The following is a 25996-nucleotide window of genomic DNA, read 5'->3' as shown; positions in this document are numbered from 1 at the left end:
ATTAAATGTTCCACTACGATACAATACAAATATGAAGCATCTGTAACGGTACAGTTTTAGGAGGTATTCATGCTAAAATACGTAGCTTTGTTTAATGAATTTGAATCTCTCATCCAGAATGGACGGCTCAAAGCGGGCTTTAAACTCCCATCTATTCGTCAATTAAGCGATCAACATCAATGTAGTAAAAGTACAGTCTTGAAAGCCCTGCAAGAATTGGAAAAGAGGCATTTAATCTACGCGGTTCCTAAAAGCGGATATTATGTCGTACAAAAAGAATTTGATGGTAAACGCGAACCCACAACGGACATCGACTTTGTTACCTCCGCTCCCGCTTGGCATCAATTTCCGTATCATGACTTTCAACATTGCATTAACAAAGCCATCGATACCTATCAGCAAGAATTGTTTATCTATGGTACTCCAAAAGGACTGCCCTCTTTAATTAAAGTGATACAAAAACAATTAGAGCAGTATCAGGTTTTCGCAAAAGAAGAACAGGTTTTCATTACTTCTGGCGTGCAGCAAGCACTTTCCTTATTAACGTTAATCCCCTTTCCAAATGAACGTACTCATATACTTGTTGAGCAGCCTAGTTATCATCTATTTGTGGAGCAATTGAAAGCGTACAAGATTTCCGTGCTAGGAATCGAACGAACAGCAGAAGGTATTGATTTAGGGGAGTTAGAACGGATTTTTAGTGATCAGGAAATTAAATTCTTTTATACGATGCCACGTTTTCATAATCCGTTAGGGACTTCTTACTCTAAAATGGAAAGAGTGGAGATACTAAAACTTGCGGTAAAGTATGGTGTCTATATTGTAGAAGATGATTATTTAGCAGATTTCGAAGAAAATATGAAGGTAGACCCTATTTTTTCCGAGGACACCCATAACATGGTCATTTATTTAAAAAGCTTCTCTAAAATAATGTTTCCAGGATTACGCATAGGTGTTGCCGTATTGCCTAAACCATTAACGGGCAGCTTCCAACTATATAAAAGAACAGCTGATATTGATAGTTCAATGATTTCACAAGCAGCCTTGGAAATCTACATAAAAAGCGGTATGTTTAAACACCATAGAAACAAAGTGCGTCTTTCCTATTCATTGCGTGCAAACTTGCTATATGATGCTCTAGAAAAGTACTCTGCTCCAGGCTTTTATCGCCCAGCATCCATATGTATGAACGCTCATATCGTACTGCCTCATCGTTTAAATAGTACTCACCTCATCAATAACTTACAGAATCAACAAGTACTGGTAGAGACGATGGGTCAAAATTATATAGATGGCTTTCACCAGGAAAAAATATTAAAACTAAACGTGTCCAATACAAATATAAAAAAACTTGAGCAAGGAATAGCTCTTATTTTCAATGAATTGAATAAAAAGGAGAATTATTACTTATAAAACTATTACATAAGGTATAGTCACTTTCCACACAACAAAAAATAGTGAAAATATTTTTTCTTATTGTAAAACTGATAAAATATGGAAAAATGAGCACAAACAAAAAAGAGCCAATTAGAATTGACTCTCAACAAAGTTTTATTTATAAAATTTGATACGATCCTCAAGTGGTTTGAATTCTTTATCACCCGGTTGAGCTGTTGGATTTCCAAATGGCATTTGCGCAATCAATTTCCAATTGCTTGGAACATTCCATTCTTTTTTCACTTCATCATCAATTAGAGGATTATAATGCTGTAAAGTTGCTCCCAATCCTTCTGCTTCAAGTGCCGTCCAAACAACTAATTGATGCATGCCTGATGTTTGTTGTGACCAGATTGGGAAGTTATCGGCATACGTTGCAAATTGTTCTTGAAGTGATTTCACTACAGATTCATCTTCAAAGAATAATATTGACCCATATCCCGCTTTGAAGGAATCCATTTTTTGTTGAGTGCCAGAGAAATCTCCCTCACCAACCGCTTTCCTTAAAGCCTGCGTCGTAATATCCCATAATTTATCATGTGCCGATCCTGTTAAAACAACAAGGCGGGAGGATTGGGAATTAAAAGCCGATGGCGTGTGTTTTACTGCAAATTCAACTATTTCTTTAATTTTCTCATCCGATACTTGGACTTCTTTATTGATTCCATAATATGAACGTCTCTCTTTAATGGCTGTGTAAAAATCTTTTGTCATGATTCATTCCTCCAGAACATTTTTTCTATTTCAAATGATTATTCCATTTTTTATTTCTACCTATTTTAGTATGGGCATAAACCAATATATCATTCGCAATTATTCTTTAATGTATTCCTTGGTGCTTCTTACTGTATCAATGGGACGGACCAACTTTTCGATTTGATCCCTTTTCGGTTCCAAGAACGGTGGTAAAGATAACTTTTCCCCAAGCGTTTCATACGGCTCATCCCCCATGAATCCAGGACCATCCGTGGCAAACTCGAATAAAATTTGCGGCGCCACTCTTACGTAAAGCGACTCAAAGAAGTGACGATCGACATAACCGGACGTATGAAAGTGGAAGCTTTCCATTCGTTTGATCCATTCTTCCAGAACGGAACGGTCTTCAACACGGAAGGCTGTATGGTGAACAGTCCCAAAACCCTGCCGTGCCTGAGGAAGGATCGAATTATGCTCGACGATCACTTGTGCACCATTCCCGCCTTCCCCTACCTCAAATAGGTGAAATGATCCTTCCTTGTCTATTTCTTTGAATAATAGGACTTTTTCCATCATTTCTTTAAAGTAATCGAAATTGGCGATCCGAATGAAAATTGGTCCTAATCCTGTAATAGCGTATTCCAGAGGAATCGGCCCTTTTTGCCAAGGGATTCCAGCTGCAACCCCTTCATTATTTTCATCTGAGATCAATTGATATTGCTGATCATCAAAATCCACAAATGAAATGATCTTTTTGCCAAACTGTTCTTGGATTCCTGTATTCTTTACCTCTAATCGGTCAAAGCGTTTAACCCAATACTCCAATGCCGCATCAGTCGGTACACGGAAGGATGTTTTGGAAATCTCATTAGTCCCATGCTCTCCTTTAGGAATACCAGGAAAATCGAAGAATGTCATGTCAGTACCCGCACCGCCAACATCGTCGGCAAAAAACAGATGATAGGTTTGGATATCATCTTGGTTAACAGTTTTCTTGACTAAACGCATGCCTAATATATTTGTGAAAAATTCATAATTTTTTTCAGCACTACTTGTTATGGCCGTTACGTGGTGTATACCTTTTAAACCATTCATACATTATTCCTCCCATTAAAACGATTCAATTTTTGGATATTCAGCGTTTTCCTTAATCCCCTATATTTTTCCTTCAAAAAAGAGTGGCTATTCATTAAAGGGGTTTGATAAGGTGTTTCTCATTATCTCGAATTAATATATCTTTATTTAAAGATAATTTATCATGAATACCCTTCACTGTCAATAACATTGTCTCAAATTAATATATCTCAAAATAAAAATAATTACAGACAAAAAAACTTTCATTTTTCCTTAAAGTAAAGACCATTCTGTATTGGGTTAATGTCATAGCTATAAATAGCGGTAAAGACAATCAATTCTTTGGCAATAATGAAATAAAACTATTAATGTGTTCCCATACGAAAGCCCCCAACATAAAGCAAACTCTTTACGTGAGGGCTATTTCGTTTTAATTACTTATTTTACATGATGCAAATCAGCTTGTTTTCCAGATGAAGAGTTTGTGCCATCATTTTCTTTTGACCTCTTAGAGGAAAGATAAACTCCTGCGAAAATAATCAGGAGGCCAATGATTACATTAGGATTAATCGCTTCTCCAAGCAGGATATACCCCCAAACCATAGCGGTAGCAGGAATAAGGTATGTAACAGATGCGGCTAACTCAGGGCTGCCATTTTTATTGATGTAGAAATAGGTCAGCTGGCCAACCCCAGAGCCAAAGCAACCAAGTCCGACTATGGCGAAAATCGTCAGCGGTTCCATCAGCATCACTGGCTTAAACGGCTCTGTTAGTAGCATCCCGATCAAACCGATAACGGCACCCGTGAGCAGCGTAAACGTCGTAATGATCAATATGCTGGTACTGGAAAGAAATCTTTTCGTAAAATGACCGGCAAAACCATAACAGATGGACGCTAGCAGCATTGTCCCAATCCCGATGAATTCCCTTCCGAAAAGCTGACCGATTTGAAAATCCATCAATACTAGAATTCCGAAGAAACCAATTAGAATGCCCATCCATTGTCGGGGGGTTAGAACGTATGAAAAAATGATAAATCCGATGATCCCCGTCCAGATCGGAGTGGTTGCATTTAGAATCGATGCCGTGCTGCTGTTAATCTCCGTTTCACTTAAAGGTATTAATCCCCATGCTAATCCGCAATTGAAGATCCCGACAACGACCAGTGCTTTCCATGGCAATTTCCAATTGATTTCCCTGCGCTTCCACCATAAGATGGGAAGCAGAACAACAGCACCCGCCAAACAGCGGAGAAATACAATCCCCCAAATGCCCGCAGGCGGTAGCAGCCACTTCATAAAAACAAACGATAAACCCCATATCAAACTAAGGCCGATTAAAGCCCCGTATAATCGAAGCATGATCTCCCCCCCTTGCCACTTTCAATGTTCGCCAATCACTGTCCTGCATTCAACATCTAAAAATTCACCATATCTATTGCTAATATATTGAATTTTTGCGTGACTTTGACAATTACAAATCCATAATATGTACTTTCAAACACCATATCTAATAGGTTATTATTGGATAATTGTCCATTATTCATCATCCTACCATATGATACCACGCATTCTAAATATAATATATATTTACAAATCACTAAGTTTTATATGCTCTATCCAGAGTAATCCAACGGAATATTATTCACTAAAGATGATTTATTTAGCGAAAAAAAAAGTCTGGCAACCTTTTTATAGTTGCTAGACTTACGTTCATTTCTAAAACCAATCCCAATATGAACAGGAATTTTAACGGATGCGACAGGTTCGTTCCTCCATGCAGACCATTTAATAGGCAGCCAGGTCCCGCAGTGCCTTTTCCACTTTTTCAGGATTCACCATGAATGATTTCTCTAATGATGGTGAATATGGCATTGCAGGAACATCCGGGCCCGCGAGTCTCATGATTGGGGCATCAAGATCGAAGAGGCAGTTTTCTGCAATGATCGCCGATACTTCACTAATGATGCTGCCTTCCTTATTATCTTCAGTAATCAATAGGACTTTTCCTGTTTTAGATGCAGCTTCCATTATGGCTTCTTGATCTAATGGATAAACGGTTCGTAAATCAAGTATATGAACGGATATGCCATCACTGGCCAGCCTTTCAGCTGCCTGAAGCGCAAAATGAACACAAAGGCCATAAGTAATCACTGTAACGTCCTCGCCTTCACGTTTTACATCCGCTTTACCAATCGGTAAAACATAATCATCATTCGGCACTTCTTCTTTAATTAGGCGATAGGCTCTTTTATGTTCAAAGAAAAGGACCGGATCATCATCGCGAATGGCGGCTTTCAATAACCCTTTCACGTCATAGGGTGTAGAGGGCATGACAATTTTAAGTCCCGGTTGATTGGCAAAAATGGCTTCAACGGATTGTGAATGGTATAACGCCCCATGTACACCACCGCCGTATGGAGCTCTGATGACGATAGGACAATGCCAGTCATTATTGGAGCGATAACGGATTTTTGCAGCTTCCGAAATGATTTGGTTGATTGCTGGCATGATAAAATCAGCGAATTGCATTTCCGCAATCGGCCTCATTCCATACATGGCCGCGCCGATGCCGACTCCTGCGATTGCGGATTCAGCAAGCGGTGTATCAATGACACGCTGTTCACCGAATTGTTCGTATAAACCTGAAGTCGCTTTAAACACGCCGCCCTTTACCCCTACGTCCTCACCTAATACAAATACACGGGAATCACGTTCCATTTCTTCCCGCATCGCCATTATCACGGCATCTATATAAGATATCACTGCCATCTTCTTTCCTCCTTACCTTTCTGCGTAAACGTATTTTGAGAGCGTGTCTTCATTTGCAAATGGAGCATTTTCCGCATAATCCGTCGCTTCGTTCACAACTTCCATTATTTCCTCGTTCAATTGTTTCTCCATTTGATCATCCATGATTCCCACTGCTTTTAAATAGGCACCAAAAGTAATGATTGAATCTATTTTTTTTGCCTCCGATACTTCATCAGGCGACCTGTATTGACTATCATCATCATCGCTTGAATGTGGTGTAAGCCTGTATGAAATCGTTTCGATTAAGCTTGGGCCCTCACCACGCCTTCCTCTCTCAGCAGCTTCTTTCACCACCCGGTATACTTCGATCGGATCATTTCCATCAACCGTCACCCCTGGCATGCCGTAACCAATGGCCCGGTCGGACACTTTCCCGCAAGCCAATTGCTTTTCAATAGGGACGGAAATGGCATACTGATTATTCTCGCACATCAAGATGACCGGAAGTTTATGTACACCTGCGAAATTCGCTCCTTCATGAAAATCACCTTGGTTTGATGAACCCTCACCGAATGTAACGAATGAAACAATATCTTTTCCTTCCATTTTTGCAGCGAGTGCAATCCCCACTGCATGTGGCACTTGAGTCGTAACTGGCGAAGATCCCGTCACGATTCGATTCTTTTTTTGCCCAAAATGCCCAGGCATTTGACGCCCGCCTGAATTTGGATCTTCTGCCTTGGCAAAACTGGATAACATTAAATCCCTGGCGGTCATCCCAAACGCGAGCACCACTCCTAGATCCCTATAATAAGGAAGGACATAATCATTTTCACGATTCAACGCAAATGCTGCACCCACTTGAGCTGCCTCTTGCCCTTGACAAGAAACGACAAATGGAATTTTTCCAGATCTGTTCAACAGCCACATCCGTTCATCCACTCTTCTTGCCAACAACATAATTCTATACATCTCAAGCACCTGCTCATCACTAAGACCTGCCTGTAGATGGCGGTTTTCAACCATATGTCATCATCCCTCCTAATAATTAAAACGGTTTTCTGTTAAAACCGGAATGTTCTCCTCACGCTGTCACCCAATATAAAAATGCGTCTATATATCACAAATTACTAACCTTTCTTATTAGCTGTTTGTTTATCTCGCAAACTTAAATCCTGTTATGTATCTAAGGAAGGGAAAGCTCTTTTATGTATGCATGCTTGCCATTTAACACCCTCAAATGCGTTATCATCTACTATTATTACCTGGTACTAACTCAATGCAATATTATCCTACCACTTTTCATCTCACATTTTCAAGTTAATTTCACTTTGTATCGTTGTTTTCACGAGAAAACCTTTCTTTAACAAAAATACAATGGGTTTAACAGTTTTGGCCTGACCTGACTTTAACTCATTTCCATATACGCACCAAGACTAGATAAAAGCCGGTGGGTTGAAGTTATTTAATTTGTTGACTAAGCGGAAGAATAGCTGTAAATTAAAATGATTCATAAAATTAAATGTTCGAAATGGAACAGTTCAATACAGAAAGAATGGTGATGTTGAGTGGAGAATGAAAAACAATTAATGCGTTCCGTACAACTATTGCGTTCATTTTGGAACGTACAGAAAAATATCATGCGGTTCGTTCAAAAGACAGCCGCAGAAAATGGATTAACAGTTCCTCAATATTCCATTTTGATGACCATTACCCTTTACAAAGAGACCTCCCAAAAAAATGTCGGGGAGAAAACATTTCTTCCAAAAAGCACCTTGAGCCAAGCGGTCGATGGTCTAGTCCGCGGAGGCATGCTCCATCGTGAGCATGTGGAGGGCAACCGGCGTGAGATTCAATTGTCAATCACCGATAAGGGGAAAAATTTATTAAAAACGATTCATTTTCACGAAGGAAGCATTCACCAAGTCTTTCAAACGGCCATTGAAATGCTTTCCGAAGAACAGTTTGAAGAGTTGCTAAAAACGCATCTGCAAATTACAAACATTTTAGAAGCACAAGCAACCGAACAGGGAGAGTGTACAAAATGATAAAAATACTGAAAAATTTATCCGTATATAAGTGGATTATTTTAGCAGTTATCGGTCTGGTCTTTATTCAGTCCATGTCGGACCTCTTTTTGCCTACACTAATGGCTGATATTATTGACAAAGGCGTAGTTCGAGGAGACACTTCTTATATTTGGAAAATCGGTGGTTTTATGCTGTTGGTTTCCGCACTTGGCGCTTGTGCATCCATAATCGCAAGTTACTATTCGTCCAAAGCGGCAATGGGAATGGGACGCGATCTCCGCCTGAAGGTCTTTAATCACGTTGAAAAGTTTTCGTTACAAGAATTTGATGAAGTCGGTACGGCTTCATTGATTACACGAACGACCAATGATATAACACAAGTCCAGCAAGTGGTTATCATGATGCTTCGTATGGTTATCAGTGCACCTATCATGTTAATCGGCGGAGTAATCATGGCCGTATCCATGGATGCAAAATTATCACTTGTCATTGTTGTCACAATGCCTTTTTTGATTGGGTCAATCTTGCTTATTCTATATAAAGGTGTGCCGCTCTTTCAAACGGTGCAAAAACGATTAGACCGGTTGAACCTTGTATTACGGGAAAATTTAACTGGTATTCGCGTCATTCGTGCCTTCAATCGTGAAACACAAGAGAAAGAACGTCTAAAGAAAGCGAATAAAGAATTAACGGATATCTCAATCAAAGTCAATAAAATCATGGCCTTCATGATGCCTGTTATGATGCTTGTCATGAACTTGACGGTTGTTGGTATCATTTGGTTTGGTGGAGTCCGTATTGATAACGGCGGTATGCAAATCGGGGACTTAATGGCATTTATCCAATACGTTATGCAAATTATGTTCGCTCTCGTTATGGCTTCCATGATGTTCGTTATGGTTCCACGCGCTGCCGTGTCGGCAACAAGGATAAACGAAGTCCTTGAAATGAAACCTTCATTCCTGGATGAGGGGACAGAAAAGGCAGATCGTGTACACGGTACCCTTGAATTTGAACATGTTACGTTCAGTTACCCAGGAGCAGAAGAACCTGCATTATCGGATATTAGTTTTTCTGCAAGTCCTGGTGAAATCACCGCAATAATCGGTGGAACTGGTTCCGGGAAAACGACGCTTGTCAATTTGATCCCTCGCTTCTATGATATTTCAAGCGGAACGATTCGCGTCAATGGTGTTGATATTCGTAAGTCATCACAAGATGAAGTTCGTTCAAAAATTGGCTTTGTACCACAAAAGGCCTCCCTCTTTACAGGAACTATCTCTGAAAACATTCGCTTTGGAAAACAAACAGCCACACAAGATGAAGTTGAGCATGCCGCTCGGATCGCGCAAGCGGAGGATTTTATCAGCAACATGAAAGGCGGCTATGAGGCAGAAATCGATCAAGGCGGTTCAAACCTATCAGGAGGGCAAAAACAACGGCTTTCGATTGCAAGGGCACTCATTCGAAAACCGGATATTTATATATTCGATGATAGTTTTTCTGCACTGGACTACAAGACGGATGCCAACCTTCGCGCAGCCCTGAAAGATGAAACGAAAAATTCGACGGTCCTACTCGTTGCCCAGCGTGTCAGTACTGTCGTGGACGCTGACCGAATCATTGTGTTAGACGAAGGCCACATTGTAGGCATGGGAACACACCAAGAGTTGCTTAGTACAAACGACATTTACCGTGAAATTGCCTTATCACAGCTTACAGAGGAGGAAATTGCATGAGTAATCAAAAGAAACCTCAAGGCGGCGGTCAGGTCGGGCATGGTCCTGGTGGCGGTAACATGATGATGATGGGTCAAAAAGCAAAAGATTTTAAAGGAACACTAAAACGCCTATTGACCTATTTAAAACCGAGGCGCAACAAATTGATTTCCGTGTTCTTCGCTGCAATCATGAGTACGATTTTTATGATTGTAGGACCGAAGATCATGGGAAATGCAATTACAGAATTATTCGAAGGAGCATATGGAAAGTTCCAGGGAATACCAGGAGCAGCAATTAACTTTGATAAAATTGGCCAGATCCTTCTACTCCTTGCCGGACTTTATGCTTTAAGCAGCCTTTTCAACTATGTACAACAATACATTATGTCAAGTGTTGCACAAGACACGGTATATGACCTTCGGGAAGATGTGAACAAAAAGCTCGAGAAACTTCCACTCAAATACTTTGAAGGACGTCCAAACGGTGAAACACTTAGCCGAATGACAAATGATATTGATACAATCGGGAGCACACTTCAGCAAAGCTTAACGCAATTCATAACATCAATCGTAACGATTGTGGGGATTATCATCATGATGCTTTCGATAAGCCCGTTATTGACTTTAATCTCGATAATCAGCTTACCTTTGTCAATATTTGCAATCCGGCCTATTTTAAAAAGATCCCAAAAACATTTTGCCGATCAACAGCGTAAACTCGGACAATTAAATGGCCACATTGAAGAGATATATACCGGCCATCAAGTCGTTAAAGCATTTGGATATGAAAAAAAGGCGAGTGCCCAGTTTACTGAAGTTAATGAAGAATTGTATAAAGCGGGAAGCAAAGCCCAATTTATATCGGGTATCATCATGCCCGTAATGTTCTTTATCGGAAATTTGAGCTATGTCATCATCAGCGTTGTCGGCGGAATATTGGTAACGCAGCGTTCGATTTCAATTGGTGACATTCAAGCATTCATCACATATTCAAAGCAGTTCACCCAGCCAATCACACAAACGGCTAACATCGCTAACATTATTCAGTCGACGGTTGCAGCCGCTGAGCGTGTTTTTGAACTACTTGATGAAGAAGAGGAAATGAAAGAACAAACCACAGTTAATATAAAAAGGGCAAATGGTGCTGTCTCTTTTGAACATGTGGACTTTGGATATGGGGAAGAAATGTTAATTGAAGATATGAACATTGATGTCCTGCCTGGACAGACGGTTGCAATCGTTGGACCGACTGGTGCTGGAAAAACGACCATGATAAATCTCTTGATGAGATTTTATGAACTCAATGGCGGAAAGATTACGATTGATGGTCTTGATACACGGAATATGTCACGTAATGATCTTCGAAAGAATTTTGGTATGGTACTTCAAGATACCTGGCTCTTTAATGGTACGATTAAAGAAAATATCGCTTATGGCAAAAATGGAGCAACTGATGAAGAAATTTTTGCAGCTGCTCGCACGGCACATGCCGACCATTTCATTCGGACACTGCCAGATGGTTATGAAACAATCTTAAACGAAGAAGCTTCGAACATTTCACAAGGCCAAAAGCAGCTTTTGACAATCGCCCGGGCTGTTCTAGCAGATCCGCCAATCATGATATTGGATGAAGCGACATCTAGTGTGGACACTCGGACAGAAGTCTTTATCCAAAAGGCCATGAACCGACTGATGGAAGGAAGAACCAGCTTTGTCATTGCCCATCGTCTCTCAACGATTAAGGATGCAGATTTGATTCTTGTTATGGATCAAGGAAAAGTGATAGAGAAAGGAACGCATTCAGACCTTTTAAAGGAGAATGGTTTCTATGCAGAGCTATACAATAGTCAGTTCACTGAAAATGTAGCTGGATAATAAGAAAGAGGCTCAATTCCGAAACGGAGTCGAGCCTCTTTTTTATAATGTATCAATACCCCCTTTTATTTCCCTTTTTCACAAATTCCCAATCTACCTCAATATTTTTTCTAACCCTTTGAAGAAGATGAAGCATCGTTTCCGTTTCTTCCAAAGAAAATCCAGATAACGCTACCTTGTCAGTATACTCCCCTTCTTTTTTCAAATAAGGATAGACCTTTTCACCTTTATCGGTTGCATATAGCTTTTTAATTTTTTTGTTTTCCTCATCATTTTTCTTCTCGATTAACCCTTGTATTTCAAGTTTTTTAATGGCACGAGCTGCTGTCGTTCGGTCTACCTTTATCATTTCTGCTAACTTTTCCTGAATGATACCTGGGTTTTCACATATTCGAACAAGATACAAATACTGCCCTTTTGTTAGGTCAAATTCTTTAAATTCGATATTACTTATAGAGTCCAATGCCCTTGCTATCATTCCAATTTCACGGAGTATTTCCTTCATACAAAAAGCCCCTGACCTTTTTGTTGTATTTACAACAAAAATAATTTCATTTATACTAAAATAGGATATACATTTATTATGACTTGTCTTTTTAAATAAATCTAGAAAAGGGATGAAGAACATTGGATTCAAAAAGAATAACTACTGAAAATGATTTAAAAATTGCCTTTCATATCAGAAAAGAAGTATTTGTCGAGGAACAAGGTTTCCTATTAGAAACTGAATTTGATGAATACGATACACTTAATGCTTTATCTGAACACATATTAGTCTATTATAATGAAAAGCCAGTCGGAACTGGAAGATTAAGAGTTGTTGATGGGTTAGGTAAATTGGAGAGAATTTGTATCTTGGAGCCTTACCGCAAATTTGGTCTCGGGAAAATAATACTTAAAACGTTGGAAGAAATTGCAAAGGAACAAGGTATTACTCAGGTTAAATTACATGGGCAAACACAGGCAGAGGGCTTTTATAAAAAACTCGGCTATCGGACTTCATCCGATGTCTTTATGGAAGATGGCGGTCCACATCTATTAATGATAAAGGAATTGGTTAACGAATAAGTGTTAAATGTGAGTAGAACAAAAAGCAACCTTTGATGGGGATCATACTATTAACACTAGGTTGTTCTTTAACCATCCAACAGACAATTCTCTTTTAAAAGGGCAAAGAATAGAATGATTAATCTATTAACTTTGTATTGTGAATTATACCCCGGATAAGGGACACACATAAAAAGTGTCCCTTATCCCACCCTTTCCAACTCTTCTAAATAAAAGGAAAGTTTGGTTTACAAGTTTCAGATTTACATGTAACCCCAAAATCCACGCGACCATCACAGTCTTTGGTCAGTATATTTTGCATTTTATGAGAGATATACACGAACATAAAGACGAAGCCGTTTATAACATAAACGGCTTCGTCTTTTTATTACAGAACGGGTGCTTTTTCTTGAACGAGCGGGTGAAGGGCCTGGGTTTCATCAATATAAATAAAAGCATCGTATCTATCTGACATTACAGAAGGTACATAGTTACCATATTGTTCATATTCTGGTCTGTATACAACACCAATCGCCCGGTGTCCAATCCTGCCTTGGAATAGCTGACGATTTTCATCGGTGAAAATGAGCAACTTATCATAAGCCCCCGAAAGGTGCATCGCCTCCTCCCAACTTCCCTTCATTGCCGGGGGTACTGTTTTTATTTCAAAATCCATGCCCCACTCCTCTGTTGCTATAACAGTTCCTCTATAGGTTCCGAAACCTGTGATAAATACATCTTCAGTCGGATTTTGCTCTCGAATGACCTGGCCGACATTAATCATCCCGGAATCCTTCATATCAGTAGCGCTGGCGTCACCAACATGGGTATTATGTTCCCATACAATAGCCTTGCCTTCAGAGCCGTAAAAATCCATAATTTCATTAAGTGCATCAACCATATGCATATCCCGAATATTCCATGATCTATCATCATGGACGACCATGGTCCTGTAATAATTTTCGGCATTGTATGCTACCAATGCATTTACTTGAAGATTCAAATTCAATTCTTCGTGATGGGGGTATTTTTCTTTTTTTCGTTGAATAGTCGTCAGTAATTTGGCTACTTCCTCTATACAGTCTTCCGAAAAAATTCCTGCAGAAACTGCGTACTCCTCATTATTCCGATTGAATGGCTCAAAACAAGTGAACGCCTGTCTGGCAGCTTCAAGGTCAGTTGAATCAATTTGTTTTAAGTAACGGATAACTTCATCCATGGATTCCCAAAGACTGTAGATATCTATTCCATAAAATCCAACTTTCATTTGATTTTGTCCAGACTCATTGTATTCTTTCATCCATTCAATCAGGTCCATCATTTCCTCGTTTGCCCACATCCAGATCGGCCAGCGGTCAAAACTTTTTAGCACATCCTTTGCGGATTTAGTCACTAGGTCATAGCCTTTAACATACCTATTTATTGCCTGGCAAGCGGGCCAATCGCCTTCAACGGCTACAAAGGTGAACCTTTTTTCTTGAATCAGCTTTTTTGTTATTTCAACTCGGGCCGTGTAAAACTCGGATGTCCCATGTGATGCCTCACCCAGCAAAACAAATTTTGCATTATGAACTTGTTGAATGAGCTTATCCCAATCTGCTTCACTTGTAAGCATGACTGATTGTTCGACTATTGACTGAACAAGATTATGTTTCACCGTTTATCCTCCTTGTTATCTTACGAACATTATCGTTTGTACTCGGCATTATAAGAATTGGAACCTGCGTGTACGGACAGTAAAGTATCAGCGTATCCCACTAGACGATTTATAAGTTCATCACAAATAGAGTAAACCAGCTGAAAATTTTCTTCCTCAAATAGAACAGGGTCATCCAGTATGACCGTGGTGTTAATGAACATATCTTTGTTTCCATATAGATTGTAGTGAACTATAGCCTTTCCAGCAGCTCCCCCTGTACCTGGATCATTGAAGCCAGGTATGAAAACGAACCATTCTTCTGCAGTAGCGGACCTGAAGTTTTTTGTGAAAGACATTCTCTCGGTTACCGTCATGATCTTTTTTGTCTCTTTCGGATTCATATCCTTGATCTTGTTCATTCCATTGCCACCTTAAAACCATGTTAACTATCTTCCGTTATATATTTTCCTTAAGGTTCCCATCCTATAAATATTAATATGAAATAGTGACCTTTTCCGTAAAAAACAAGCCTGAATCCACCTCGGATATGATGATTCAACTGAACTCGAACACAGCAAAAAGTGATATCATGATTCATTCATCATGGAACTGTGCATATAAAAAATATTTTTGGGGTATCAAAAGAGGGAAGATAAATTCCCGGATTGGGTTGGGTTGGACTGGTCTGGAGTGGAGGAGTTGCTCATGGAAAAGATGAATCGGGGAATTTTAACGGCGTTGTCGGCGATTGGCATTGCGCAAGGGCTGAAAATTTTAACGCATTATAAGCTGACGGGAAAGTGGGACTCAAAACAGGCTTTCACAACAGGTGGCATGCCTAGTTCGCACTCTGCGGGAGTGGCCGCCCTGGCATCGTATGTGGCAGCGAATAAAGGATGGCTGCATACGGAAACATCGCTTGCGACAGTTTTTGGCGTGATTGTGATGTACGATGCTCAGGGGATTCGCCGCCATACAGGCGAAATCGCTAAGCTCGTGAATGATCTTGAAGATAATATGGCCAAATTTTCCGGAGAGTTTCCGAGCTTTGAGTATGTTGAGCGTGAAAAGGAACTGAATGAACTACTCGGACATCAGCCTGTGGAAGTGGGAGCAGGTGCGTTGCTGGGAGTTGCCCTTGGTCTTATTTCGGCTAAATTCGAGGATGGCAAGCCCTCAAAACCGAACGGCTGAAAACGGTGGGCAAGCCTTAATCCTTTAGCTCTTGAGGTAAGTACATAATTTGAATATAACAATAGGTTATTTTAAAACATGCCTATATCATTAACATCGGCATACTCTCCAAAAATCGTATTATTGGATCCGGTAGATTTGAAAATGACCTAAGCCTCTCTGCTTCTTAGAAAGGCTTAGGTCATTTTATGCGTAATTCAATTCTTCCGGGACATTTTCATTGCGAATGAATACATATCCGATCGGAATAACCCTTTATAATATTCTACTAAGTTACCATCAGAATCAAAAATCATTCGTTCTGTAATCAGTAAGCACATCGTTTCGGCTATACCCAAATGTTCTGCATCTTCTTTTGTTGGAAAGCCGCAGGTTATGATTTGTTCCGCTTCACAAAAGTCAATGTTTAATTCACCTTCGAGTGCATCATACAATACGGTTGTACTTAAATCGAATTTCGTCAATTTTTTTCCTAGGTCCAAAGAATAATAATGCAATTCAATGGCTATTGGGACATCCCCCTGTAACCGCAGCCTTTTAATATGGTAAGATTCATCCTCAAACCCATTTGCATCAGCTATATTTTCAGGTGTCATTACACGGCCATGATCTAGCAGTTTAATCCCCATGCTTTTAGTGGTTTCCGTAAAACTTATCATCTTAAGCCATTCTTGCACAGGTTTAAGGGAGACGAACGTTCCCTTCCCATGCCTCTTTTCCAATATTCCCTCACGAACCAGGATGGAAACGGCTTCCCGTACAGTGCTCCTGCTGACAGAATACATATCCATCAGTTCCCTTTCACTCGGGATTTTGTCTTTATAATAACCTTCCAAAATTTGATTTTCCAATATGGTTTTCAATTGAGCATGTAAAGGGATTGGATTTTTAAAGTCTAGCTCCATAAAATTTCCTCCAAACAGAAAAAGACATCGTAATGTTCGTATCAGTTCTTATATTGTAAACCAAATAGTTATAATATTCAAACATGCCAGCGTTCAATTTTTCCCTTAAATTAGGATTATGTTGAGTTCCCAGCGTTCATATACCGTTTTTCTTCGAGTGAATAAAAAAAACCTGAATAGCTCTTTGTATTCAGGGCTTATCCTATATGCAACCTTCATCACATTTTCAGGCATATATGAAAGCTTATATATTAAATGATAAAGTACGAAATTATGGAAAGCAGCAAAGAGGTAATGGTCATGGCCAAAAGAGGACGCATGGCTTTTGTTCGCAGTGCCTGCAGGCTAACATTCAGTCCAAGACCGATCATGGCCATAGTCAATATAAATGTAGTAGCTTTGGAAATGCCATCCATTACGAGAGGTGAAACCGTAATGTAACTTCCAAACACATAACTTCCTATTAGGCTCATGATTATAAAACCAACGAGGAACCATGGAAAATCAATTTTGGCATCATGGCCCATTTTCCCGGATGTTCGCTTTTTCATCCAATACATAAAAATGAAACATAAAGGGATGAGTAAAAAGACACGGCCCAATTTGGCGAGGAGTGCAATCGCTAGCGCATCTTCACCAGCCGGTGCTCCTGCCAAAGCAACATGGGCGATTTCATGAAGACTGATCCCAGACCAGATTCCATAATCCAAAGCAGATAGCGGAAGGATCGGACGTAAAAGTGTATAAACAATGGAGAAAAGGGTTCCCATTAAAGCGATTATCCCGACGCCTATGGCTGTATCCTCTTCCTTCGCTTTCACGATTGGAGATATTGCCGCGATGGCTGCTGCACCGCATATCCCGGTTCCTACAGCAAGAAGAAGGGAAATGGAAGAATCTGCCTTAATCCACTTTGCAATCAGGACCATCACGACTATGGCGAATGTTACTGTCCCTATGTCACGTACCAATAATGGCAGTCCCTGATTGAAAATCACATCGATATTTAATTTCAATCCGTATAAAATAATGGCAAAACGCAAAAGTTTTTTTGCGGAAAATTCGATTCCCGTCCGGAACTTTTCTGGATATCCCGCAATTTGACGATAAATCACGGCAATGATGATCGAGCATGCAAGTGGACCGATTCGATCGAATCCTGAAATCTTCGACAGCCCCAAGCCTAAGAGGGCAATGAAAAAAGTGAAAGCGATACCGCTCAGCCACAAAAGCACCTTATTTTGAAGTGGGTTTTGCTGCACCAGAGGTGTTTCTTCCAATGGCTCATATTTTTCTAATTCCATACATTCCTTCCCCCTTTCCAGATAAACTAAATATCATCCCATCCTTTCAATCGTTTGAAAAAATCGGTTTCTTCTAGATTAGGAAGTGAATTCCCTTTGATAAAATACTCGTATTCCTTTAAAAAAGGCAAGCCTGGATTTTGATTTGTCCACAATTCAGGAACCGCTAAAGTCTGGGAACGATGTGACCTTAAGGCACGGATTTTTTTCTTTAAAGTCCCTGCTATATTGACTTCTGTGACACTGCCCGGCCCGTTTTCCTTTAACCATTCATCATAAAAAGCATGCCAAAGGACAAAGTACAAACTATGAACCTTAATAGCTGGAAATAATGGATCTGGATAAAAATCGGGATCACCGGAGTTTAAGAAAGCAAATGCGGCAGCACGGCCAATCGCACAATGGTCTGGATGCCCCCCGTATTTCTCATGGAATGTAATTAGTGCATCCGGTTGAACTTCACGAATCACCTTTACGATTCTCTCCGCCAATAAATCGAAGCTTTCAAATTCAATCGTTTTATCCCTTACGTTTAAAAATCGCAGGTCACTGATCCCCAATTCTTCACAAGCTCTTTTTAACTCCTCCACCCTTAGTTCTGGCAATGCCTCCCTTGTTGTTACAATGGGATTTCCCATTCGTCTGCCCATTTCGCCTTTTGTCGCACATAGTAAAGTTATCTGAACACCTCGCTCAGACATTTTAGCAATGGTTCCCCCACACAGGAATGACTCATCATCGGGATGTGCCAGAACCACCAATAACCTTTGTTGTGATTGCATATTTCCTCCTGTTTTGGATTCCCCAGTTTTACCACACTGTTAGACTCATTATGAAAAAATGGACATGGATGTCAAATCAGCTAGACATATCATGCCCATCTTCATTTTTTTCTTCTATATAGATAGCACCCTATACCTTATCCTCTTTTTGATTAGCATAATTCACATAAAACGGATTTAACCGTTTCTATGACAAAGCGTAAATCTTCAACGGTCGAAGATAAAGGCGGTGCAATGATGAGTACATTACCATATCCAGGAACCGTATCACCATTACGTCCGATGATAAGACCCTTTGCCTTGCAAGCCCCGATTATTTTACCCATGAGCTCTTCGGAAACAGGCGTTTTTGTCTTTTTATCTTCCACTAATTCAATGCCATATAAAAACCCAACTCCCCGAACTTCCCCTACTTTATCCAGGGCTGTCAATTCAAAGAGCGCGCTAAGTGTCGATTCACTAAGTTCAGATACTCGTTGAACGATGTTTTCATTTTCCAAGATTTCAATGTTCTTTAGCGCAACTGCGCAAGATGCAGGGTGGCCTCCATATGTTGACACATGCCTGAAATGATTTAAATTTCCGTTGTCTTTGAACTTCTCATAAATCCTGGAATTCACTGCCGTTGCTCCAAGTGGAAGATAACCGCTGGTCAAACCCTTTGCCATCGTAACAATATCCGGTTGAACCCCATCTGAGTGCATGAACCCAAACATTTTTCCGGTTCTTCCAAAACCTGAAACCACTTCATCCACAATTAATAGAACATCATGCTTCTTACAGATTTCCGAAACCCTTGTTAAGTATTCTTTTGAAGGAATAAGGACCCCGCCACCAGAGATGAATGGTTCAAGGATAACACCCGCTACCGTTTCAGCTCCTTCAAAGTTAATGACCTGATCGATATATTCAGCTGCAAGCAAATCGGAGTTTTCAACGTTTTCCCCAAACGGGCTTCGATAACTGTACGGGGGTGGAACATGCAGGAAACCTGGAACCGCCGGATCATATTTCACTCTCCGATTAGCCTGTGCAGTTGCACTGAGAGCGCCAAAAGTATTGCCATGATAAGCTCTATACCTTGAGATGAACTTGTATTTACCCTGATTTCCATTTTGGGAATGATATTGCCTGGCTATTTTAAAAGCTGTCTCATTCGCCTCAGAGCCGCTGTTCGTAAAAAAAGTTGTATAAGGGCCCTTTAAATGTTCACTTATTTTTGCAGATAATTCGATTGCCGGCCTATGACTTAATGTTAAAGGGAAGTAAGATAAGTTAATCATTTGTTCATAGGCTGCCTGGGCAATCTCTTTTCGTCCGTGACCAAGGTTCAAGCACCATAATCCTGAGACACCATCTAAATATTTATCCCCTTTATTATCTGTGAACCATGAGCCGGATCCTTCTGTAGCCATCATGGGAGCATCCTTCTCATTATAGCGATGCATCGCATGCCATAAATGGTCTTTATCCATTTGAACAAGGTCTTTCGTTTCAGTTTCCATCTTCACTTTTGAAACCCCCTTATTTTTCATTGAATGCAACTAAGTTAAGTTCCCATGCTGTTACAGACCTTTTAAAGCGAATTGGTGATGGTGCGATGACCCAAATCGTTCATCAAGTCATCGCAGCTGTCCTATCACCTTTTCTTATTTATCCCAGTTTTTATGATCTAAATGAGAATATTTTTCTAATAATCTAGTAGGCATTTTTAATGCATCTTTTCTAAATGGCGGAGCCAATTGTGTTCCATCCACTTGTATATCAATGACAGTCGGTCTGTTTGATTTTATTGCTTTTTCAATGACAGCGCCTAACTCGTCTGCTTTTTCCACCCTAATACCTACAGCACCCATTGATCGGGCAACTTCTGCAAAATCAGGATTTTGGATATCGGCCCCTACAAAACGGTTATTATAAAAATCGACCTGATTCTTTTTCTCTGCGCACCAAGCATTATTATTGAAGACACATGCTATGACCGGTATGTTTTCTTCAACAGCCGTACTCACTTCATGTAAGCTCATGCCCCACGCGCCATCTCCAACAATGGCTATAACAGGCGTATTCGGCTCAGCTAATTTGGCACCTAGTGCGGATGGGTAAGCAAATCCAGTATTCCCGAATGTAAGCGCAGCGATATGCCTGCGTCCCTGATTGAATTTCAAGTAAGCGTTTGCAGTTGAAGATACATTACCGATATCTGTAGTAACGATGGCATTTTCTGGCAACACTTTTGTCAATTCCAATAGGGCCCGACGCGGATTGATCGGGGTTCCATCGATCATCGCAAGATTCACCAATTCTTCTTCCCATTTTTGTTTTTCATTCGTAACTTCTACTATCCGCTCTTTTTCTTGTTTTAGGTTTGGTTTATTAGCCTTCAACCGTTTCAAGATTTCACGACTCGCTTCGCGGGCATCTCCGATGATCCCCACTTCCACAGGGTGCGTCCTAGCTATTTGCCTTGGGTTAATATCAATTTGGATGATTTGCGCATCTTTAGGGAAATAATCAATGTCATAGCATGGTAGCGTTCCAAATACCGATAATCTTGTGCCTACCGCCAATATGACGTCCGCTTTCTTAAGTGTATTCATGGCAGCCTTTGAACCCATGTAACCGATTGGGCCGACTGACAATGGATGATCAGCAGGAAAAGCATCATTATGCATATATGAGACAGCTACCGGAGCCGTTAAATATTCTGCCATATTCTTAATTTCCTCAATGCCATCTGAATCAACCGTTCCCCTACCGGAAATGATCACCGGATACTGTGCCTCGGCTAAAATTTCTGCCGCTCTATCCAAGGATTCAGAAGACCCGCAGCCCCTTTCATCCACGCGATATTGATGTGGTTGAAGTATTTGATCTTCCACTTCACCATAGAAGTAATCACGAGGGATATCGAATAAAACCGGTCCCCTCTCGGCATAGGCAATCCGAAATGCTGTCCTAAGGCAATCAGCGACCCGGCCTGGGTGTGTCACTCTAACCGTCTCTTTCGTGATTGCCTTGAAGATGGAAACCTGATCGCATTCCTGAAAACCATCCCATCCAACTGTTGGTGTACCGGCTGAAGGTGATATGACCACCATTGGAGTATGAGCTTGATTGGCCGCTGCGACAGAGGTGACCATATTCGTCATTCCAGGTCCGTTTTGCCCGATGACAACTCCTGCAACACCAGAGACACGACAATAGGCATCTTCCATATGTGCTGCACTTTGTTCATGGCGGACACCAATGAAACGAATGCCTGCAGTTGGCAATAAATCAAGCATATCCATGAATGCAGATCCCAAAATTCCCGAAATATGTTTAACTCCCTCAGCCACTAATGTCTCAACGATGGCTTCACTTGGTGTCATTTTAACTTTCGTACCTCTTAACATTTTTGTTTCGACCATAGCACATTCTCCTTAATTATATTTATTTCTGATAATGACGTTGCAACGTCCGTACCAGTTATAAGATGTATAATACTACCATTAGACGTAACAGTCAATAAATAATTAGAATATTTTGAATTAATTTAAAATCCCTGTCCATCATAGGCACTAACACATGTATTTGACTCTTTATTAACCAATAAATATATCCTTTTTTTCAGTCAATCTGTAGTTGATTCTATCGATGATCTCCAATAAATCACCTATTTCATCAATTACGAAATCGGCACCTGCATTCAAAAAACGGTTTTCTGCATTTTTCATCCGTTTTTGAAGATCATAAGGGTCCATTTCACTGATTTCTGCTTCTGAAAGTCCGATTTCACTGCCGCCTTTCAATACGCCAACAGTCCACATTCCCGCAGAAATGCCTTCTTTGATATCACTGATCGTATCACCCACTTTAACAATTTTGCTGAGTGGATACACTTGAAGATTCATCGCCGTCTTAAAGCACATCCAAGGAGCAGGCCTACCTGTGGGCACTTCAGTTGACGCAACGATGGAATCGGGTTGATAGCCCCATTTTTCCGCCTCTTCTTTAACAATATGAATCATTTCACGAGTATACCCCGTTGTCGAACCGATTTTTATTCCTTGCTCCCTTAAACGGCTGACTAATTCAATTACGCCGGGTATTGGCTTGGCGTTATCCTTTATAACTTTAAAAAGCAAAGCCTCAAAGTCCTTATATAATGAATTTAGATCTCTTTCGTCCGGTTCTTTCCCGAATTTAGCACTCCACAAATTAGAGATTCGTTTCATTTTCAGGAGTTCCATAATATGATCCATTTTCAATAAACCCATAGGTTCCCTTGCTTCCTTAATGGTAATATCAATCCCCCTTATCCTGAATATCTCGACAAATGCTTGGACTGGTGCAAAACAACCATAATCCACCGTCGTTCCTGCCCAATCGAATATCACCGCTTGAACCTCTTTGCATTCTTTTGCCCTTTCCAATCTATGCTCCCCTCCTCATCTTACCTCCTCTAAAATCACAAAACTTGCTAAGCCAGGGTATAAAGAGAATTCAACTAACTTCTTCCAAAAATAACTGTAAATCTTTCTTTGTAGCTTCAGAGAGTCGTTTAATCTTTTCAAGGTCCTTTTCCGGATTCCCTGACTCCCCAATTAATGGGTAAAGGTTTTTCTCAATCCTTTCATACCAATCCGGGTATTCATCTTCCACTTGCTTTTCTATCGAATCCCAAACAGAACTCATTTCTTTTCCCATTTTTTGAATTCTCTCTGGATCCGCTTCCGCACTTAATTCTGATTCCAATCCTTTTATGGATTGAATCACATCGCCGACACCTTTTTTAATGACCTCCGCATTTTGGGTTTCACCCGTATTTGAATCCGGATTTTCATTCATGACTGGACTTTTTTCTTGTTGAGCATCGTCAGGTTCAGCTGAATTGCCGCAGCCTGACAGCAATATGGCTCCAAGGACAACTCCACCGGTTATTAGACGGAAACCATTCAACATAACCCCTCCTTCATGATTTAAAAGACAGTTGGCACCAAGCACTTATAGGCACAATTCTCTTTTTCTATGGGGATCATATTCTAGCTGATTAGTGAATTGAAGAATTTTTTCTGAGGAATTCCATAGAAGTACCTTAAATTAAACCAATGGTGTAGAGCCAAAGCTATAACTTTTCAGAATTAGGGGAACCAGAAGCAAATTCATTCTCCAAATACTTCGCTTTTTTTCGCCGAATGAAAAAGAATGAACAAATAACGATCAAGCTAAATAGCATGGTAAAGATGAACTGTGGACGCTGCGAATCGATAAAAGCCATTAATATTAACACTGAAATCATGGAAATGATGGTTGCATAAGTCAAATACGGGAATAACCACATCTTGATCTTGAATATTCCGGGATTCTCTTTCTCCATTCTCTTCCTTAATCGGAGATGGGAAACCGCAATGGCCAGATAAACAAGAATTCCGACCCCGCCCGAGGAATTCACTAAAAAGAAAAAGATTTTATCAGGTGAAACATAACTGAAAATGGTGCTGATAAAGGCGAATATAGTAGAGCCGACTACAGCAAATATAGGGACACCGTTCTTGCTCACTTTAGAAAATAGCTTTGGGGCGTCACCCTTTTGTGCAAGTGAAAATAACATGCGTGAACTCGTATATAATCCCGAATTCAAACAAGATAGCAATGCAATGAGAATCACTATATTCATGATCAGGGCAGCAGAAGGGATTCCCAGCATTTCAAGTACGGCAACAAATGGACTTTTCAGCAAAGAAGCCGAATTCCATGGTAATAGCGTCACTAGAATGGCGATGGACCCAATATAGAAAATCAGGATTCGCCAAACCACACTATTCAATGCACTTCTAACTGATTTAACTGGATCACTGGTTTCACCCGCGGCAATCGCTGGAATCTCCACTCCAACAAATGCATGAAAAACGATTGCGACACCAACAAGCACAGAACTTAGACCATTTGGAATAAACCCGCCAAAGTTTAAAAGATTGGAAGTGCCAGGTGGTTTTATCGTTGGGATAAACCCTAATATCACGGCCACCCCCAGGCATAAGAATAGTATTATACTGATTATTTTAATGATTGAAAACCAGTATTCGAACTCACCAAACGATTTTACGGAAAAAATATTCGTCATTTTCAATAGGATGATCAATGATAGACTTATGACCCAGACGGGAACGGAAGAAAGCCAGCTGTGAATGATTGCTGCTCCAGCCGTTGCTTCCAAAGCAATTACGATAACCCAAAAGAACCAATATAACCAACCTGTTGTAAAACCGGCCCATTCACCTATCCCCTCTCTTGCATAAACCGCAAAAGATCCAGTATTGGGATTCACTGTGGCCATTTCCCCAAGCATCCTCATGACTAACACAACGATCAAGCCTGCCAAAACATATGATAATATCGCCCCGGGGCCTGTTTGACCAATAATGATACCGCTTCCTACGAATAAACCAGCGCCTATGACACCACTCAAAGATATCATCGTTAAATGTCTTTGTTTCAGACCTGGTTTCAGTTCTTCCTGTTGATGTTTCATACCCTCCACCAACTTTCAATAATTTGGGGAATCAACTAAGATAATCGCTACTTGAATGTAAAGCAGGCTTTTCAGCTGCCTGTCCTTTACACTTTCACAAAGATAGTGGGAACTGGAAACATGCATTTTCAAACAACACAGGGTATGACGCTATGAACTTAAGATTCTATATCACTAGTCCTCCTTCCTTAAGGCTATTTTGAAATGCGAAGCGAATCTAACATCACTACGTCATGATGTTAGTACCACTTTCTATGTGTATAATACACTCTGATTTTTTTAAAGTCAATTTAAAAATCAGAATATTTAGATAACAAATTAAAAATTTTCAAATAAAAAACGGTGTCCATTAAGTCTGCAATTTTAGTTATTTTATTTCATTTACCTTTGGTGTTTCATCCAATACACTTTCCGTTGCTGACTTTACTGCATTCTGCTTCCTATCCAGCATTTTCTTTAAAAGATATGAAAAAAGCAATGTAAAAGCAATTCCCTTAACAATCGATGCATAACCATAAACCAGAAGGCCCAATATCAGTACGATAAGATTAATAATCCTTATTGTCGCAGCAATATCTATTTTTTCATTTTTGTGATGTAAAATTAAGGCAATCACGTCAAAGCCAACAGTGGAGGCATTTGCAGTTATACATAAATAATATCCTATCGCTATCAAAATCGACGAAATGAAAATCACTAAAACGATATTCATATCAAACTGAATGTTCAATGAATAAAAAAAATTAAAAAAAACCATATAGCTAAGGGAACTTACGATCGACTTAAAGAAGTACTCTTTCCCTAGAAAAACTAAACAAAAGATTAACAGTAATCCTGTAACCAAATTGGCGAGCATGGCAATGTTATAACCCAATAACGCATTCAATAATAATGCCGAGCTAGTTACCCCTCCATTGATGATTTCATTGGGAACGATTAAATAAGCATAGGCAAAGGTCATGGAAATGTTTCCTGCGATAATTTTCAATAAATCCTTCATACATTCTCACCATCCTGTTCGA

At 40.1% G+C, this 25996-nt stretch carries 23 protein-coding genes; 6 read left to right on the top strand and 17 right to left on the bottom strand.

Annotated elements, in window-relative coordinates; genetic code table 11:
* Positions 1–69: 69 nt before the first annotated feature.
* On the top strand, positions 70–1413 hold the full coding sequence (locus ACZ9AO_RS01270; RefSeq protein ID WP_476108260.1) for an aminotransferase-like domain-containing protein: 1344 nt from the start codon (positions 70–72) through the stop codon (positions 1411–1413).
* A 138-nt stretch (positions 1414–1551) separates the two neighbouring features.
* Here the strand turns inward: ACZ9AO_RS01270 and ACZ9AO_RS01265 are convergent, their stop codons facing one another.
* The 5 genes from ACZ9AO_RS01265 to ACZ9AO_RS01245 form a co-directional block, all read right to left on the bottom strand.
* Positions 1552–2151 (bottom strand): nitroreductase family protein, encoded by a 600-nt coding sequence (locus ACZ9AO_RS01265; RefSeq protein WP_057275982.1) that lies wholly within the window; start codon positions 2149–2151, stop codon positions 1552–1554.
* Positions 2152–2250: 99 nt separating this feature from the next.
* Complete coding sequence (locus tag ACZ9AO_RS01260; protein WP_251539150.1) at positions 2251–3228, bottom strand: ring-cleaving dioxygenase; 978 nt, start codon at positions 3226–3228, stop codon at positions 2251–2253.
* A gap of 417 nt (positions 3229–3645) precedes the next feature.
* The gene (locus tag ACZ9AO_RS01255; protein ID WP_251539148.1) at positions 3646–4569 is read right to left on the bottom strand and encodes a DMT family transporter; all 924 of its coding nucleotides are present in this window, start codon (positions 4567–4569) and stop codon (positions 3646–3648) included.
* A gap of 426 nt (positions 4570–4995) precedes the next feature.
* Positions 4996–5979: an alpha-ketoacid dehydrogenase subunit beta gene (locus ACZ9AO_RS01250; RefSeq protein ID WP_048682397.1), complete on the bottom strand. Its 984-nt coding sequence runs from the start codon at positions 5977–5979 to the stop codon at positions 4996–4998.
* A gap of 12 nt (positions 5980–5991) precedes the next feature.
* Entirely contained in the window at positions 5992–6987 is a 996-nt protein-coding gene (locus ACZ9AO_RS01245) for a thiamine pyrophosphate-dependent dehydrogenase E1 component subunit alpha (protein ID WP_476108259.1), read from the bottom strand.
* A 542-nt stretch (positions 6988–7529) separates the two neighbouring features.
* Here ACZ9AO_RS01245 and ACZ9AO_RS01240 point away from each other — a divergent pair.
* From ACZ9AO_RS01240 to ACZ9AO_RS01230, 3 genes are read left to right on the top strand one after another with little or no spacing between them, the layout of a single operon-like run.
* A complete protein-coding gene (locus ACZ9AO_RS01240; protein ID WP_252297810.1) occupies positions 7530–8009 on the top strand; it encodes a MarR family winged helix-turn-helix transcriptional regulator in 480 nt (159 codons plus the stop codon).
* Positions 8006–9730, top strand: a complete 1725-nt coding sequence (locus tag ACZ9AO_RS01235) for an ABC transporter ATP-binding protein (RefSeq protein WP_476108258.1) — start codon at positions 8006–8008, stop codon at positions 9728–9730. Before ACZ9AO_RS01240 ends, ACZ9AO_RS01235 begins: the two co-directional genes overlap by 4 nt.
* Complete coding sequence (locus tag ACZ9AO_RS01230; RefSeq protein ID WP_476108257.1) at positions 9727–11586, top strand: ABC transporter ATP-binding protein; 1860 nt, start codon at positions 9727–9729, stop codon at positions 11584–11586. The genes ACZ9AO_RS01235 and ACZ9AO_RS01230 overlap by 4 nt, the downstream gene beginning before the upstream one ends.
* Before the next feature lie 52 nt (positions 11587–11638).
* Here ACZ9AO_RS01230 and ACZ9AO_RS01225 read toward each other — a convergent pair whose 3' ends face one another.
* Entirely contained in the window at positions 11639–12091 is a 453-nt protein-coding gene (locus ACZ9AO_RS01225; RefSeq protein WP_048682413.1) for a MarR family winged helix-turn-helix transcriptional regulator, read from the bottom strand.
* Positions 12092–12213: 122 nt separating this feature from the next.
* Here ACZ9AO_RS01225 and ACZ9AO_RS01220 point away from each other — a divergent pair, with 122 nt between their 5' ends.
* Positions 12214–12654: a GNAT family N-acetyltransferase gene (locus tag ACZ9AO_RS01220; RefSeq protein ID WP_476108256.1), complete on the top strand. Its 441-nt coding sequence runs from the start codon at positions 12214–12216 to the stop codon at positions 12652–12654.
* Between the two features lie 367 nt (positions 12655–13021).
* Here ACZ9AO_RS01220 and ACZ9AO_RS01215 read toward each other — a convergent pair whose 3' ends face one another.
* Both ACZ9AO_RS01215 and ACZ9AO_RS01210 read right to left on the bottom strand, forming a co-directional pair.
* The gene (locus ACZ9AO_RS01215; protein WP_476108255.1) at positions 13022–14290 is read right to left on the bottom strand and encodes an erythromycin esterase family protein; all 1269 of its coding nucleotides are present in this window, start codon (positions 14288–14290) and stop codon (positions 13022–13024) included.
* Positions 14291–14319: 29 nt separating this feature from the next.
* A complete protein-coding gene (locus ACZ9AO_RS01210; protein ID WP_251539609.1) occupies positions 14320–14673 on the bottom strand; it encodes a hypothetical protein in 354 nt (117 codons plus the stop codon).
* Between the two features lie 304 nt (positions 14674–14977).
* Here ACZ9AO_RS01210 and ACZ9AO_RS01205 point away from each other — a divergent pair, with 304 nt between their 5' ends.
* Positions 14978–15466, top strand: coding sequence for a divergent PAP2 family protein (locus ACZ9AO_RS01205; RefSeq protein WP_476108471.1), 489 nt, complete (start codon positions 14978–14980; stop codon positions 15464–15466).
* Positions 15467–15663: 197 nt separating this feature from the next.
* Here ACZ9AO_RS01205 and ACZ9AO_RS01200 read toward each other — a convergent pair whose 3' ends face one another.
* The 9 genes from ACZ9AO_RS01200 to ACZ9AO_RS01160 all read right to left on the bottom strand — a co-directional run bounded on the left by ACZ9AO_RS01200 (position 15664) and on the right by ACZ9AO_RS01160 (position 25974).
* Positions 15664–16371, bottom strand: coding sequence for a GntR family transcriptional regulator (locus tag ACZ9AO_RS01200; RefSeq protein WP_034312712.1), 708 nt, complete (start codon positions 16369–16371; stop codon positions 15664–15666).
* A gap of 251 nt (positions 16372–16622) precedes the next feature.
* Complete coding sequence (locus ACZ9AO_RS01195; RefSeq protein WP_251539137.1) at positions 16623–17675, bottom strand: YeiH family protein; 1053 nt, start codon at positions 17673–17675, stop codon at positions 16623–16625.
* A 26-nt stretch (positions 17676–17701) separates the two neighbouring features.
* The gene (locus ACZ9AO_RS01190) at positions 17702–18457 is read right to left on the bottom strand and encodes a PIG-L family deacetylase (protein ID WP_476108254.1); all 756 of its coding nucleotides are present in this window, start codon (positions 18455–18457) and stop codon (positions 17702–17704) included.
* Between the two features lie 152 nt (positions 18458–18609).
* Positions 18610–19962, bottom strand: a complete 1353-nt coding sequence (locus tag ACZ9AO_RS01185; protein WP_476108470.1) for an aminotransferase — start codon at positions 19960–19962, stop codon at positions 18610–18612.
* 144 nt (positions 19963–20106) lie between these two features.
* The gene (gene xsc / locus ACZ9AO_RS01180) at positions 20107–21870 is read right to left on the bottom strand and encodes a sulfoacetaldehyde acetyltransferase (protein WP_476108253.1); all 1764 of its coding nucleotides are present in this window, start codon (positions 21868–21870) and stop codon (positions 20107–20109) included.
* Positions 21871–22044: 174 nt separating this feature from the next.
* A complete protein-coding gene (gene phnX, locus ACZ9AO_RS01175; RefSeq protein WP_476108252.1) occupies positions 22045–22875 on the bottom strand; it encodes a phosphonoacetaldehyde hydrolase in 831 nt (276 codons plus the stop codon).
* A gap of 70 nt (positions 22876–22945) precedes the next feature.
* The gene (locus ACZ9AO_RS01170) at positions 22946–23401 is read right to left on the bottom strand and encodes a hypothetical protein (protein ID WP_476108251.1); all 456 of its coding nucleotides are present in this window, start codon (positions 23399–23401) and stop codon (positions 22946–22948) included.
* 166 nt (positions 23402–23567) lie between these two features.
* On the bottom strand, positions 23568–24974 hold the full coding sequence (locus ACZ9AO_RS01165) for an amino acid permease (protein WP_476108250.1): 1407 nt from the start codon (positions 24972–24974) through the stop codon (positions 23568–23570).
* A 367-nt stretch (positions 24975–25341) separates the two neighbouring features.
* Complete coding sequence (locus tag ACZ9AO_RS01160; RefSeq protein WP_476108249.1) at positions 25342–25974, bottom strand: YitT family protein; 633 nt, start codon at positions 25972–25974, stop codon at positions 25342–25344.
* Positions 25975–25996 lie beyond the last annotated feature (22 nt).

It is taken from the genome of Peribacillus sp. TE19612, from assembly GCF_056279465.1.
The sequence above is the reverse complement of the archived record's forward strand: the minus strand, read 5'-3'. Positions and strand labels throughout refer to the sequence as shown.